At 65.2% G+C, this 13,916-nt stretch carries 11 protein-coding genes; 3 read left to right on the forward strand and 8 right to left on the reverse strand.

Annotated features, from left to right (window positions below; genetic code table 11):
• The gene (locus tag ACJ8AT_RS28435) at positions 1-1,425 is read right to left on the reverse strand and encodes a WGR domain-containing protein (protein WP_407741030.1); all 1,425 of its coding nucleotides are present in this window, start codon (positions 1,423-1,425) and stop codon (positions 1-3) included.
• Positions 1,426-1,719: 294 nt separating this feature from the next.
• Here ACJ8AT_RS28435 and ACJ8AT_RS28440 point away from each other — a divergent pair, with 294 nt between their 5' ends.
• Together ACJ8AT_RS28440 and ACJ8AT_RS28445 are read left to right on the forward strand one after the other, a co-directional pair.
• Complete coding sequence (locus ACJ8AT_RS28440) at positions 1,720-2,535, forward strand: GIY-YIG nuclease family protein (RefSeq protein WP_407741031.1); 816 nt, start codon at positions 1,720-1,722, stop codon at positions 2,533-2,535.
• Between the two features lie 3 nt (positions 2,536-2,538).
• A complete protein-coding gene (locus tag ACJ8AT_RS28445; RefSeq protein ID WP_407741032.1) occupies positions 2,539-3,627 on the forward strand; it encodes a restriction endonuclease PLD domain-containing protein in 1,089 nt (362 codons plus the stop codon).
• A gap of 237 nt (positions 3,628-3,864) precedes the next feature.
• On the opposite strand, the gene ACJ8AT_RS28450 is transcribed toward ACJ8AT_RS28445, so the two are convergent.
• From ACJ8AT_RS28450 to ACJ8AT_RS28475, 6 genes are all read right to left on the reverse strand, one after another.
• Positions 3,865-5,259, reverse strand: a complete 1,395-nt coding sequence (locus ACJ8AT_RS28450; protein ID WP_407741033.1) for a serine/threonine-protein kinase — start codon at positions 5,257-5,259, stop codon at positions 3,865-3,867.
• Positions 5,260-5,412: 153 nt separating this feature from the next.
• Positions 5,413-7,710 (reverse strand): hypothetical protein, encoded by a 2,298-nt coding sequence (locus ACJ8AT_RS28455; protein ID WP_407741034.1) that lies wholly within the window; start codon positions 7,708-7,710, stop codon positions 5,413-5,415.
• Between the two features lie 145 nt (positions 7,711-7,855).
• Positions 7,856-8,458: an ATP-dependent Clp endopeptidase proteolytic subunit ClpP gene (clpP, locus tag ACJ8AT_RS28460; protein WP_407741035.1), complete on the reverse strand. Its 603-nt coding sequence runs from the start codon at positions 8,456-8,458 to the stop codon at positions 7,856-7,858.
• Between the two features lie 117 nt (positions 8,459-8,575).
• Positions 8,576-10,762 carry a molybdopterin cofactor-binding domain-containing protein gene (locus ACJ8AT_RS28465; RefSeq protein WP_407741036.1) on the reverse strand — a complete coding sequence of 729 codons (2,187 nt, stop codon included), beginning with the start codon at positions 10,760-10,762 and terminating at the stop codon, positions 8,576-8,578.
• On the reverse strand, positions 10,762-11,277 hold the full coding sequence (locus ACJ8AT_RS28470) for a (2Fe-2S)-binding protein (protein ID WP_407741037.1): 516 nt from the start codon (positions 11,275-11,277) through the stop codon (positions 10,762-10,764). The genes ACJ8AT_RS28465 and ACJ8AT_RS28470 overlap by 1 nt, the downstream gene beginning before the upstream one ends.
• A gap of 18 nt (positions 11,278-11,295) precedes the next feature.
• On the reverse strand, positions 11,296-11,889 hold the full coding sequence (locus ACJ8AT_RS28475; protein ID WP_407741038.1) for an Isoquinoline 1-oxidoreductase subunit: 594 nt from the start codon (positions 11,887-11,889) through the stop codon (positions 11,296-11,298).
• Positions 11,890-11,961: 72 nt separating this feature from the next.
• Between ACJ8AT_RS28475 and ACJ8AT_RS28480 the strand changes: the two genes are divergently transcribed.
• Positions 11,962-12,387 (forward strand): hypothetical protein, encoded by a 426-nt coding sequence (locus ACJ8AT_RS28480; protein WP_407741039.1) that lies wholly within the window; start codon positions 11,962-11,964, stop codon positions 12,385-12,387.
• A gap of 48 nt (positions 12,388-12,435) precedes the next feature.
• Here ACJ8AT_RS28480 and fumC read toward each other — a convergent pair whose 3' ends face one another.
• Positions 12,436-13,833 (reverse strand): class II fumarate hydratase, encoded by a 1,398-nt coding sequence (fumC, locus tag ACJ8AT_RS28485; RefSeq protein WP_407741040.1) that lies wholly within the window; start codon positions 13,831-13,833, stop codon positions 12,436-12,438.
• Positions 13,834-13,916 lie beyond the last annotated feature (83 nt).

Genomic DNA, 13,916 nt, shown 5'->3' on the forward strand with positions numbered 1-13,916 from the left:
TCAGTTCACCAGCTTCTTGATGTCCCCGTAGGCGCGGTAGAAGCCGCCGCGAGCCGACTCGCGCACGCCCTCGACCACGTAGCGGGAACCCGACTCGCGGATGTCCTTGGGGAACTGCACGTGCCAGTTCTTGTGGTAGCCCGGAGACACGATGCGCACGCGAACGTTCCCGCCATCCTCATAGCACTCGACGATGACACCCGAGCCCGCGCTGCGAGTGGTCTCCACGGTGCCCACCTGGGCGGCGGCGAGCGGCTTGGGAGCCTTGACGGTGACGAGCTTGGGCACGGTGCCCTTCTGCGCGGCCTGGATGGCGGCCTCGCTCGCGTCGATGCACGCCAGCGAGCCGTCCGTGGTGACGATGTAGAGCCGGTCCTTGAAGAACTGCATCGAGAACGCCGAGCCGCAGCCCGTGGACAACTTCCACAGCCGCTCACCCTTGTCGTTGAAGCAGTAGATGCTGGACATGTTGTCGCCAGCGAAGACGTACTTCCCGTCGTCCACGGCGGCGCAGGAGAACACCGCCGAGTCGCACTTCATCACCGGCCCCACGTCGCCCTTCTTGGAGAAGCGGTGCACATAGCCGGTGTTGGTGCAGGCGTAGATGGAGGACTCCTCCTGCCAGCCGAACATCACGTGGCCCTGAGTGGGCTTGGACCAGATCTCCCGGCCGTCCTCCCAGTCGTACATGGTCACGCCCTTGGCGTGGCCGTGATACATGCCGACCTCATCACAGCGCACCATCCACGCGTGGGTGCCCTTGGACTGGCGGGACCAGACGGATTCGTCCTCGTGGTTGATGGCGGTGAGCTTGCCATTGGCGTCGGACACGCCGAGCACGGCGTCCTTGATGTCGAGCCAGAAGATGTCCACGTCCTCGGCGATCTCGTACGCCTTGCGAGGCACCTTGCCGCCCAAGTCATAGACATTGCCGTCATCGCACCCGGCGTAGAGCCAGCGGTCATCGGCGACGATGCACTTGACGCCATCGGGGAGGCGGAACTGGTCGAGCACCTTGCCGTCATGGCTGAGCGAGTAGATGCTGCCGCTCTCGTTGCCGACCCAGCAGCGGGAGTCGTCGACGAAGACGCCGAAGGCGCGGTCGCCGGTGCCGAACTTCCAGCGGATGGGGGCCTGGGTGGCGGAGGAGGTGCCGCTGGTGATTTCTCGGCGGGTGACGGCGCGCTTCTTGCGCAAGCCCTTGACGGCGGGGGCGTAGCCCTTCTTGGTCTTCTCGGCGATCTTCTTCTGGGCCTCTGCGAGGGCCTTCTCGGCGCTGGCGAAGTCGGAGACCTTGAGTTGGCCGGAGTCGCCGATGCGGCCGTAGCGGATGGAGAGCTTCTTGCCCTCGACCTTCACTTCATAGAACTTGTGCGAAGAACCGCCGTCTTCCGAAAGCTCCAGGTACGTCAGCTGATCAGCCATTCCCGTGGTCCCCTCAGGCGAACGGGCAGGAGCCTAGCCGTAGGGGGTGACATTCCGGAAGCCCCACACCCAGGTGCCACGAACTCACTAACGGATGTACCCTGGGAGTCGCCTGAAGGAAGAGAGAGAACCTTCAGCGCTGTGTTCAAGGTCCTCTCCTGTTACCTGGAACCCAGGTAGAAAGCCCCTGAAAGCAGTCCACCTCCCAAGCGAGTTTGATCGATGCCAGGCAGATCAGTCCGTCTCTTCCTCGTTGATGGCACTCCCCAGGGACTCCGCACCGCGGAGGTGGGGATGTGGACAGGGCAGGCTCTGGTCGCTCCTCGTACTGAAATCGCACGACTCGGCAGACGGGAGGAGGTTCGAAGTACCGGCGTCTACGTGCTCGTTGGACCGGCGGAGGACCAAGCGTTCGACACAGCGGTCTACGTTGGCGAGGGAGATGACGTCTGGGCCCGCATCACGAACCATGACTCCTACAAGGACTTCTGGACATGGGTGGTGGTGTTCGTCTCCAAGGACGACAACCTTACCAAGGCTCATGTCCGATGGCTGGAGGCTCGGCTCATTGAGGAGATTCGAGCCGCGAAACTCGTTCAGGTTATGAATGGAAACGATCCCGGTGGAGGTCGATTACCCGAGGCCGATGCGGCCGACATGGAGACTTTCATCGAGAACGTCCGGCTCTTGCTGCCGGTGCTCGGACTCAACGTGTTCGCCTCGGCGGTTGGGAGCCTAGACGCTTCCAAAGCAGGAGCCGTGCGCTTGCATCTTGCCTGGGACAACGCCACAGCCGACTGTATCGTGAAGAACGGGGCCTTCGTCGTTCAGAAAGGCTCCACCGCCAGAAAGAAGAACGTCGATTCTCTCCAGCCCAGTTACCAGAACATGCGGCAACGGCTCATCGAGAGCGGAGTGCTGATCCCACAAGGTCTGGATCTGCTGGTTTTCACCCAGGACTTCGTCTTCGAGTCGCCCACTGCGGCCGCCGTGGCGGTTGCCGGCACAAGCGTGAACGGGCGCGACATGTGGAAGGTCATCCCAACGGGTGAAAGTTACAAGGAGTGGCAACAGCAGCAGGTCACTGGGGACTCGACCTCGGGGGAATGAAAAGTGGGTATTTCTGTCATAGCACCCGAGCAGGCACTCGCCGATCTCCTCCAAACCCGTCTTGACGACGCAAACAATTGTCTTTGGTGTGTCGCCTATGTTGACCGACAGGCAGTCAAAAGACTCCTACCCGCGCTAGAACGCCTCCTTAAATCCAAGTCGCGGTCCCTTCGCTTCATGATGAAGACCGACGACTTTCGAACTGAACCTGAAGCACTTGATATGTTGCTTACTTTGAAGAAGGATTCGCGCGGCAGACTCGATTTGCGGTACTGCGGTCAGCCTTCATTTCATGCAAAGTTTTTTGGCTTTAAATCACTTGGGGATTTGGTCGCCATCGTAGGGTCGGCCAATCTCTCACAGAAAGCCCTCGATCCCGGCTCTGGAGAACTCGGGGTGCAACTTACGGGAAAAGCCCATGCGAAAATGGCTTGGGATGCTGCCGAGCGGTTCTGGACAGACGGATTCGCGATCACCCGCCCCTGGCTAGCCAAGTACCGGGCGAAGGTCGAGAAATTGAAGAAAATGGAGAAAGCGAGTTCTGACCTTCGGGAATCCTTGCGACCACGTGCCCGCCATCCTCGGCTCCCCGCGCCCTCCAACAAGGAGCCTCTGTGGTTTACAGCTATTTCTCACATGACATCTGACGATCAGAAGACTTACGATTCCGCGTTAAGGTCAGCCCGCCGGAAGGGAGAGGTAGATCAAAGCTTCAGTGGCGGAACTGTCTATTGGGGCTTTAATAACAAGCCTCTCATTCCCGCCCAAGCATTGGCAGTCCAGCTCACCTTTTCCGACCATGCCAGTGAAAAGCTGCTTAAGCAAGTATGTCTGATCCGCACCCGTGCACCAGCCCGCTTCCAGGATCCGAAAAGCAAGCGGTGGCTTTGGGTCCTTCCCAGCCCAAGCATTCGCGGCAGTTCTCGGAAGTTCACGAACAGAGACAAGGCACAGGCAGACAAAATCTTGCGTATTTTTGGTCTTCACAGACACGCATTAGCAGCCAAAGTGAGCGGGAAAGACTACCGATTAAAAAGTCAGCAGGCCAAGCTCTTTCGGCGGCTCATCGCAAAATTTCACAAGCTCCCTTGACGCCTGAAACCTATTTCAAGCATCTGACTTCACTTCGCCAATATAGGCTAGGCTTTCGGGATGAGCCCATGTCGGGTGTGGCTCTCATCCTGAGCCACTGGACCGCCCTGTCGGCGGCGCATGTCCCAAACCTGTCTGACAGTCAGACAGGTTCGGAGTGATCGACTCCGGCACCTCTCCCTTCGCGCGTTGCGCAGGATGAGATCCACTCCCCCCATGTCCTGGAAACCTTTCTTCTTATGGTTGCTCTGATGTAGGAGGCCGCTGGGGCTCAAACGTGGGCGCAAAGCAACCGGTCTTCCACTCATAGAGCCCTGAACCACATGGAGGAGTCGCATTAGGCGGGCGCACCCAGCACCCTCCATTGATCTCGACCTCATATTTCCCACATGGGGCCTTACGCTGCCCAGGTAACGGCTCCTTAGGAATGCTGAGCCTGAGCCCGTGCTGCTCCGCCACGGGCGGTGAGTTGCTCGCACGTTCCGCGCGCATGGCGTCCGCCAAGCTCGCGGTTCCTCCGTCTGCTTGGTCGCTATCTCGCACCTGTCGCGCCACCGCTGCGCGACGCTCGACAGGCTCTCCGTTCCCAGTCCCGCGCGTCTTGAGCACCAGCAGAGCCAGACTTGAGCCCGTCACGACCAGCCCCAGTGCCAAGGCTCGATGTCGGCGCATAGGCGCGGAGCGAGCCAGCCGCACAGACGATGCATCCTCTGAGCGACGAAAGATGAGCTGATCCGCTCTGCTGTCCGAGGTCTCCACTGCATTCTCGAGCGCCTGGGCGAGTTCTCCGGCACTGACCCGAGCCGAGGGCTCGCTGGCAAGCATCCGGCGGATGATCGTCGCCAGTTCCGGGCACACCCCAGCCAGTGCCTCGGGCGGCAGCCACACCACGAAGGCCCAGTGCTTTCCGTCCTCGGAGCGCTCCGGACCCGTCACCGGTGGCGGATACGTACCTGTCACCAGCCGATAGGTCGTCACTCCCAGCGCGTACACGTCATCCGCCGGGCTCGCGTGGTAGTGCTCCGAGTCCTGGCGGAGAAAGCCCCACTGGTGGCTCACCAGCTCGGGGCTCCAGTACCGAGGCGTGCCGGGAGGCACCGGCTGCCACGTGAGCGCGAACGCTCCGCGGTAGTGCCCCGAGCCGAAGTCCGTCAGCACCGCCCGGCCCTCCTCGGTCACCAGCACGTTGTCGCCCTTGACGTCCCGGTGCACGCCGCTCACTTCGTGGAGGGCCTCCAAGGCTCGGGCCAGCTGCGCTACCAGCCGTAGCACCTCGCGCTGGGTGGGACTCCGCCGGTCAGCCCACTCGTACAGGGGCTCGCCCTCCACCCATTCCATCACCACGTACGGAAAGGAAATCCCGTCCGCGAACTTCCACCACCCGCTGTCATGCAGCCGAGGCACGTGGGCGTGGTGAAGGCGCGAGAGCAGCTCCCGCTCCCGCTCGAAGCGCGGGTTCATCGGGTGGCGGGCCAGCTTGAGCGCAAAGTCCCCCGCCTCAGGATGGCCTACCCGCTGGACGCGGTAGACGACACCGTAGCTGCCCTGGCCACGGCGGCTCACCACCTGCCACGCGCCCACCTGTGTGCCGGAAGGAAGATCGGCAGGATCCTTGGGAGGAGCAGTCTCCACGACCGCCATCCTACGTGATGGGTGCGAAAGAGGTGCGCCCCCTGGGAGGTTGCCGGCACCTCGGCTCATGTAAGCCCTTCACCTTCATGGCCTACCCTGAACCGCTACGGAAGTCTCGTTGACGATACTTCTACGCGGGGCGCGGCGAGGAGGCTACCGCGTCTCACGGAGGAACTGCTGGCGGTACTTGTCGTTCTTGTCCCGCTCTTCCTCGTCCCAGGCCTTCGTCAGCTCCTTGATCTTGTTCTGGCTGAAGAGCTTTCGCAGCTCCTGGTACTTCGCCTCGTAGCCGTCCTCGTCACTGTAGAGGAAGCGGGGCTCGCCCAGGGCGCCCTGGATCTGGTTCTTGCTCATCTTGAAGAAGCGGTTGAAGACCGGCTTGCCGCGAACGGTCGTCCCGTTCTTCTCCTGGTAGAGGGCGGCGCTCGTGTAGGACGAGAAATCCGCCTGATAGTACTGGTGGAAGTCGAGGAAGAACGCCTTGAGGCGCGGCCGGCCGATCCCCAGCCGGCGAGCGATCCCAGCGATGATCCGGAAGGTGGCCACGGGGTTGGGCTTCTGCGCCTTGAAGTAGTCACCAAACGGATCCGAGTCCACGAGCGCCACCGCCATGGCGAGCTCCTCCTGGCTGGCGAAGATGGCGCCGAACTTCTTCAGCTCGTTGACGGTGAGGACGTGCTCTCCCTCTTTCCCGTATTGCAGCTTCGAGTTCACCTTCTCCATGTCGTGGAAGAGGATCGCCTTGATGATCAGCGCGGCCGGGACGACGCGCGTGTCTTCGCGATACTGCCCCGACAGCTCGAGGAACTGCCCCAGCACCATCTGGGCGTGGGCATAGAAGCTGTAGTTCTCACTCTTCGCGGAGATCTTCTCGTAATAGCTCTCGAGATCCGGGCGGGTCTTGATCACCAGATCGACGTACTGCTTCGGCGTCGACTTGAACTTTACGAACCCATCGAGGCACTTACCGAGGATCTCCAGCCGCTTGCGCTCGACGGGCGCCGACTCCTTCACCTTGGCGAAGTTCTCGCTGCGGCCGCCCTTGGCGGTGACGTTCTCGTCCTTCTGGATGCGGTCGTAGTCCTCCGCCATCACGTGGGCGATCATGTTCTGGGACGCCCATGGAGAGACCACCTCCTCCATGAACTTCTTGATCGCCTGCGGCTGGTTCTTGTCGATGTTGTGCTCGTCGAGGAACTTGTCGAGCAGCTCCTTGCGGCGGAAATAAGGAATCTTTCCGCCCTTCCCGTCGAGGAACGGGTTGCGCGTGCGCTGGAGCGGCTGCTGGAGCGAGTTGAGCCACGTGCCGTACAGCATGCCGAGGTTGTCCGCCGAGCTGGCGAACTTGTCGCGCTTGGCGAAGCCCGTGCCCTGGGTGAACTGCGAGGTGCTGAGCGTGCGCAGCGGGATGCCCAGGCGCTCGCGCAGCGCGTCGATGTGGCGCACCTCGCCGGCCGTCCGCGGGTCCACCTCCTCGGGGCGGTAGGCGTAGGTGATCAGCGAGCCCGGCAGCGCCTCCTCGCGGAGCGTGTCCAGGTCGGCGCCGCGGAAGCCGTATTGATTGGGCTCGTAATGGCGGTCGACGTTGAAGCTGCGCTCGGCGTAGATGGGTTTGGCGTTCTCGCTCTCGGGCACGGCGTGGGAGACGATCTCGTTGAAGCGCTCGAGGGGAAAGAGATAGGTCCGGATGAGCGGGTTGGTGATGGTGCGGTGGAAGTTCGCCTTCGCGGTCGCTTCCTTGACCACCTCCTCGGCCTCGCGCAGCTTCTTGCGCTCCTCGTCAAGCTTGGTGCTGTTGAGCTGAATGCGTTTGCTCTGCTTCAGCGTCGGGTTCTTCAGCTTGCTGAAGGCCTCGACGTCCTTCTCGAGAAACGAGACCTGCCGCAGCGCCCGCTCGAGCTTGGGGTTCTCCAGCGCGAGGCGATCCTCCTGCTCCTTCGTGAGCCCCGCATGCTCGACGACGTACTTCTCCGCCCACTTGATCGCGCGCAGCGGGCGGCCGCCTCCCACCCACAGCATGCGATTATCCCCGGAGGAGATGATGATGCGCCCGGTGTCGGGGTCCTGCTGCACGTCCTTGAACTTGCTGACCGCCTTCCCATCCTGCTTGCCGGTGCCCTTGAAGTCAGCCGCCGTGGGCACGGAGAGATAGAGGCGGATGTAATGGACGCCGCGGATCTCCTCGGTCTCGAAGTCCGAGCGGTGGATGGCCTCACCGCCCTCGGTGTTGCGGCTCGGACCGAGATACGAGACGCCGGGGATCGCGATCTGCGGCGTGGTCACGGTCAGGGTGCGGGCGCGCAGCTCGGCCACGTTGACGCGGGTCACGCGCGGGGCGCGCCAGGCCGGATCGGTGATGCGGATCATGCAGACCGGGCCGGTCACGTAATTGACCACCGCCTCCCAGTCGCTGGACCCGTCGTTGTAATAGACACTCTGACCCGGCTTCATGGGCGCGCTCCCGGCTCCACTGCCGCACGGCAGTAGAGCGAGGATAAGCGACGGCGCAGCGCGGGGGGAGGCACCGGGGAGGCGGGCGCATCCATCCCACCCCGGATGACCTCATGGGTCATCTACGGACGAGGCCCACCGCGGCTCAGGTCTTGTTCGCTACCGGCACGCCCGCCTTCACCACCACCTCGTCGATGATGCCGTACTGCCGGGCATCCTCGGCGCTCATGAAGTAGTCGCGCTCGGTGTCCTTCTCGATGCGCTCGATGTTGTGGCCCGTGTGCTTGACGATGAGCCCATTGAGGTAGGCCTTCAGACGGAGGATCTCCTTCGCCTGGATGTCGATGTCCGTCGCCTGGCCCTGCGCCCCGCCCAGCGGCTGGTGGATCATGATGCGCGCGTTCGGCAGCGAGTAGCGCTTGCCCTTCGAGCCGGCCAGCAGCAGCAGCGCTCCCATCGACGCCGCCTGCCCCACGCAGATGGTGGACACCGGGCACTTGACGTACTGCATCGTGTCATAGATGGCCAGGCCCGCCGTCACCGAGCCGCCAGGGGAGTTGATGTAGATGTTGATGCCTTTGTCCGGGTCCTCGGACTCCAGGAAGAGCATCTGCGCCACGATGACGTTGGCCACCTCATCATTGATGGGCGTGCCCAGCATGATGATCCGGTCCTTCAGGAGCCGGCTGTAGAGGTCATACGCCCGCTCGCCGCGGTGCGTGGTCTCGATGACAAAGGGGATGTTCATGGCCCCCCTACCCTAATCCCCCTCCGCCCCGTTCGCTCGCCCGTTCTTCGCGGAGCGTACGCTGCGTTACGGTTCAGCCCCTGTCTCCCGGTGACAGGCGGGCAGGCGAGGCCCCTCTCAGGTGGCCGTGTCCAGCGAGAGCGGCAAGTCCCTCAGCCGCTTTCCCGTGGCCGCGAAGACGGCGTTGGCCACCGCGGGCGCAACCACCGGCACCCCGGGCTCGCCGATGCCCGTGGGAGGTGCCTCGTTGTGGCGGATGTAGGCCTCGATCTTCGGGCTCTCGTGCATGCGCAGCAGCTCGTAGTCGTGGAAGTTGCGCTGCTGCACCCGCCCGTTCTCCAGCGTAATCCGCTGCTTGAGCACCGCGGACAGGCCGAACACCGCCGAGCCCTCGAGCTGCGCCTCCACGAGGTTCGGGTTGATCACCCGCCCGCAGTCCGCCGCCATCACCATGCGGTGCACGCGAATGTCCGAGCCCTCCACCGACACCTCGGCCACCGCCGCCGCGTAGCTGCCAAAGCTCTTGTGCACGGCCACCCCTTGGAAGTGGCCCTTGGGCAGCGGCTTGCCCCAGCCCGCCTTCTCGGCGGCGAGCTCCAGCACCCAGCGGTGCCGGTGCTCGTACTTGAGCAGCTCGCGGCGGAAGGCCACCGGGTCCTGTCCCGCCGCGTGCGCGGCCTCGTCCACGAAGCTCTCGGTGGCGAACGCCGTGTGCGAGTGCCCCACGCTGCGCCAGAACGCCACCGGCACGCCCGGCTGGTGGCGGATGAAGTCCACCGCCACGTGCGGGATGCCATACGGCAAGGTGTCGATGCCCTCGAATGAGGACTGATCGTTGGCCGAGAACATCGGCACGGCCAACCCCGCCGTCATCCCCTTCATGAAGCCCGGGGCCCCGGCGAACATGCTGTAGATGAAGCCCTCTCCCACGTCGGCGAGGATGGACTGCGTCACCACCGCGTGCTTCCACGCCACCAGCCGGCCCTGCGCATCGAGCGCCCCTTGCACCCAGTGCGTCGCCGCGGGCCGGTATGGCGAGTGCCGCATGTCGTCCTCGCGGCTCCAGACGACCTTCACCGGCTTGCCCACCGCCTTGGAGATCTGCACGGCCTCCAGCGTGGAGTCCGGAGAGATCCGCCGGCCAAAGCCTCCGCCAATCCACGTCTGGTGGATGATGACGTCGTCGCCGCTATAGCCGAGCAGCTTCTTCACCTCCTCGTGCAGGATGCCCGGGCTCTGCGTGGGCGCCCACACCTCGCACTTCGAGTCCGTGACATGCGCGGTGGCGTTCTGGGGCTCCATCGTCGCGTGGGCCAGGAAGGGAGCGGTGTACTCGGCCTCCAGCACGCGAGCAGCTCCCCCGAGCGCGGAGTCCGCGTCTCCCGTCGAGCGCACGCGCTTGCCCCCGCCCTCGCGAGCCAGCTTGCGGTGTGTCTCCAGCAGCGCCGCCGTGGAGAAGCCGGCCAGCGGCCCCTCGTCCCACTCCACCTTCACCTGCGCCGCCGCCTGCCGCGCGTGCCAGTACGTCTTCGCCACCACCGCCACGCCCGAGGAGATCTGCACCACCTGATCCACTCCGGACATGGCCTTCGCGGCGGCCGCGTCGAACGACTTCACCTGGCCGCCGGGCACCGGGCACCGCACCACCACCGCCACGCGCATGTCCGGCACCTGCACATCCATGCCGAACACCGCCGAGCCATCCACCTTCGTGGCCGCATCAATGCGCGGCACCGGCTTGCCGATGACCCGGAAGTCTCGCGTCCGGAGCTTCACCTCGGGCACCGACAGGCGCGCGGCCGCCTCGGCGAACTGCCCGAACCGCGCGGAGCGCTTCGTCGGCGGGTGGTGAATGGCGCCGTCCTCCGCCACGCACTCCGGCTTCTGCACGCCCCAGCTTTGAGCCGCCGCCTCCAGCAGCATCTCCCGGGCCGTCGCCCCGGCCGTGCGGTAGGGCTCCCAGCTGGTGGGCGTGGACATGCTCCCGCCGGTGATCTGGAAGCCGAGCAGCGGGTTGTCATAGCGCCGGTCGGACGGAGCGAACTCCACCACCAGCTTCGTGGGATCGATGCCCAGCTCCTCGGCGATGAGCTGCGCGTGCAAGGTCGCCGTGCCCTGGCCCATCTCCACGCGGCTCAGGATGAACGTCACCACATCATCGGAGGTGATGCGCAGGAAGGCGTTGGGGGTGAAGGCCTCGGGAGCGGTGGCCGCCTGCGCCGAGGGCAGTGACACCTCGACGAGCAGCCCGCCTCCCACGGCCAGCCCCGCCTTGAGCAACCCACGCCGGGAGAGCGTCGTCATCACGGCTCCTCTTTCGCCTGTGCGGTGCCGATGGCCGCCTTGAGATCCACATGCTCCTGCTTCGCCATCTCGGAGGCGCGGTGGATCGCGGCGCGGATGCGCGGGTAGGTGCCACAGCGGCAGAGGTTGCCCGCCATCACCGCGTCGATGTCCTCATCCGTGGGCTCCGGCTGGGCCGCCAACAGCGCCGAGGCGGACATGATCTGCCCGGACTGGCAATAGCCACACTGCGGCACGGACAGCTCCGCCCACGCCCGCTGGCAGGGGTGCCTTGCGCCCTTCTGGGCCAGCCCCTCGATGGTGGTGATGCGCTGGCCGGCGAGCGTGCCCACGGGCATGACGCAGGCGCGCGTGGCGGTGCCATCCACATGCACCGTGCACGCTCCGCACAGCGCCGCTCCGCAGCCGAACTTCGTCCCGGTCATCCCGAGCACGTCGCGCAGCACCCACAGCAGCGGCATGTCCTCTGGGACGTCGAGCTCCCGCTCGACACCGTTGATCACGAGCTTCACCATGGCTTCATTTCCTCGGAGCTACTTGGACGCGGGAGGGGGAGTGGTTGTAGTCGGAGCCGTCGCCGGCGGGCTCTGCGGACAAGGCGCGCCCGCGGCGAGCCAGGCATCCACGCGCTGGATGAACTCGTCGTGCGTCAGCGGAGGCACGGTGCGCCCCTCGCCCGGCGAGAAGCCCCACTTCACGATGGAGTCCTCCGCCATGTGGGTGCGCAGCTGCGCGAGCGTGCGGTTGCCGTTGGTGGCCGGATCCTTGAGCTGCTCGCAGAGCTGCTGGGGCGTGCGCTTCTCGAAGACCATGGGCGTGCGCGCCGAGGGCATGTGCCAGTGCGGGGCCCCCGGCGGCAGGTTGGCCCCCGGCACGGCCTTGGCCGGGTGACAGGTGGTGCAGGCGTGGCCGAGCTGGTCGATCCGGCGGCTCACGTTCTGCTTGTGGAAGATCTGCGTGTCCTTCTGGAGAGGACGGTCGCCCGCAGGGTGGCAGTTCATGCAGCGCGGGTGCATCAACACCCGGGCCACATCGTCGAACGGGTGGCCTGCGCTCCCGGCCGTCGTCGTTGGGGGGGTTGGAGCCTGGGTCACCGCGAGGAGCACCAGCATTGATAGCAGCGGCATTACCCGGGTTATAGCAGCCCCCTGGGTTCAGGAGCTATGGAGGGTTCCCCAGGGATGGAGTATGAAGGCCGCATGTCACGCGCAGTCATGACCGCGGCCCTGGGCCTCTTCCTCTGCACGGGGTGCGGTGGTCCCAAGAGCACTCCCGACGGGACGGTGAAGTCCTTCTACTCGGCCATCGAGTCCGAGGATTGGAAGGAGCTCCCCGAGATGATCGATCCGGACAGCATCCAGAAGTCGGGAGGCCCCGGGCGCGTCTCGGCCTTCTACTACAGCATCTTCCAGGACGTCCGGAACATCGACCTCTCCATCGAGGAGTCGCTCGTCCAGCGTCCCAACGAAGAGGCGGCGGTGAAGTTCAAGTGCACCGCCACCTTCCGCGCGCTCGGGCAGATGCCGCACGACAAGGACTGCTCGGACATCCTCGCTCTGAGGTGGCATGACGGGAAGTGGTACATCGTGGTGCCTGGCACGGGCGGACTGCGGCCCAAGCTGTAAGGGCGCGGGCCCGTCCGCGGCGGGCAGGCCAGGACACACCGCCCCGCGCTACAGGTTGCCGATCATCTTCTCGGGGCGCACCCACTGGTCGAACTGCTCGGCCGTCAGCAGCCCCAGTTCCACCGCGGCCTCCTTGAGCGTCTTGCCCTCCTTGTGGGCCTTCTTCGCGATCTTCGCCGCGTTGTCGTAGCCGATGTGCGGATTGAGCGCGGTCACCAGCATCAGCGAGCGCTCCAGGTTCTCCTTCAGCCGCGCCCGGTTCGGCTCGATGCCCACCGCGCAGTGCAGCCGGAAGCTGCGCATCCCATCCGCCAGCAGCCGGCAGCTCTGCAGGAAGTTGTGGATGATCAGCGGCTTGAACACGTTCAGCTCGAAGTTCCCCGAGGCCCCGCCCAGCCCAATGGCCACGTCGTTGCCCATCACCTGCGCGCACAGCATCGTCATCGCCTCGGACTGGGTGGGGTTCACCTTGCCCGGCATGATGGAGCTGCCCGGCTCGTTCTCCGGGAGGGTGAGCTCCCCAATCCCCGAGCGCGGCCCCGAGGCCAGCCACCGCACGTCATTGGCGATCTTGAAGAGTGACGCCGCCAGCCCCTTGAGCGCCCCGTGCGCGTGCACCAGCGCGTCGTTGGCCGCCAGCGCCTCGAACTTGTTCGGCGCCGTCACGAACGGCAGGCCCGTCAGCCGGGCGATCTCCTGCGCCACGCGCTCGGCGTAGCCCCGGGGCGCGTTGAGCCCCGTGCCCACCGCCGTGCCGCCCAGCGCCAGCTCGTGCAGGTGCGGCAGCGCCTGCTCGAGGTGGCTGCGCGCATGGTCCAGCTGCGCCACATACCCGCTGAACTCCTGGCCCAGCGTCAGCGGCGTGGCGTCCTGCAGGTGCGTGCGGCCCACCTTCACGATGTCCTGGAAGGACTGCGACTTCTTCGCCAGCACCTCTCGAAGCTCCTTCAGCTCGGGGAGCACGTGGCCCACCACCGCCTGTGCGGCCGCCACGCTCATGGCCGTGGGGAACACGTCGTTGGAGCTCTGCCCCTTGTTCACGTCGTCGTTCGGGTGCACCCGGCGGCCCTCGCCGCGCTCGCCGCCCAGCAGCTCCGAGGCGCGGTTGGCCAGCACCTCGTTGCAGTTCATGTTCGTCTGCGTGCCGCTGCCCGTCTGCCACACCAGCAGCGGGAACTCCTCGTCGTGCTGGCCCGCGAGCACCTCGTCCGCCGCCCTCACGATGGCCTCGCCCTTCTGCTTGTCGAGCGAGCCGTTCTCCATGTTCACCCGCGCCGCCGCCTTCTTCACCAGCACCAGCGCGCGGATGAGCGCCGGGGGCATCCGCTCGGTGGAGATGGCGAAGTTCTGGCGGCTGCGCTGCGTCTGCGCGCCCCAGAGGTGCTCGGCCGGCACTTCGATGGGGCCGAAGGTGTCCTTCTCGATACGAACGTTCTTCGTGCTCACAGGTCAGCCTCCTGGGAGCGTCGCGTACCATGGAACCTCGCTCCCCAGCCCTGTGTACCCGCCTGGCCTGAGCGGCAGCGTCC

This window comes from Hyalangium sp. (genome assembly GCF_045802625.1).
Classification (GTDB): Bacteria; Myxococcota; Myxococcia; order Myxococcales; family Myxococcaceae; genus Hyalangium.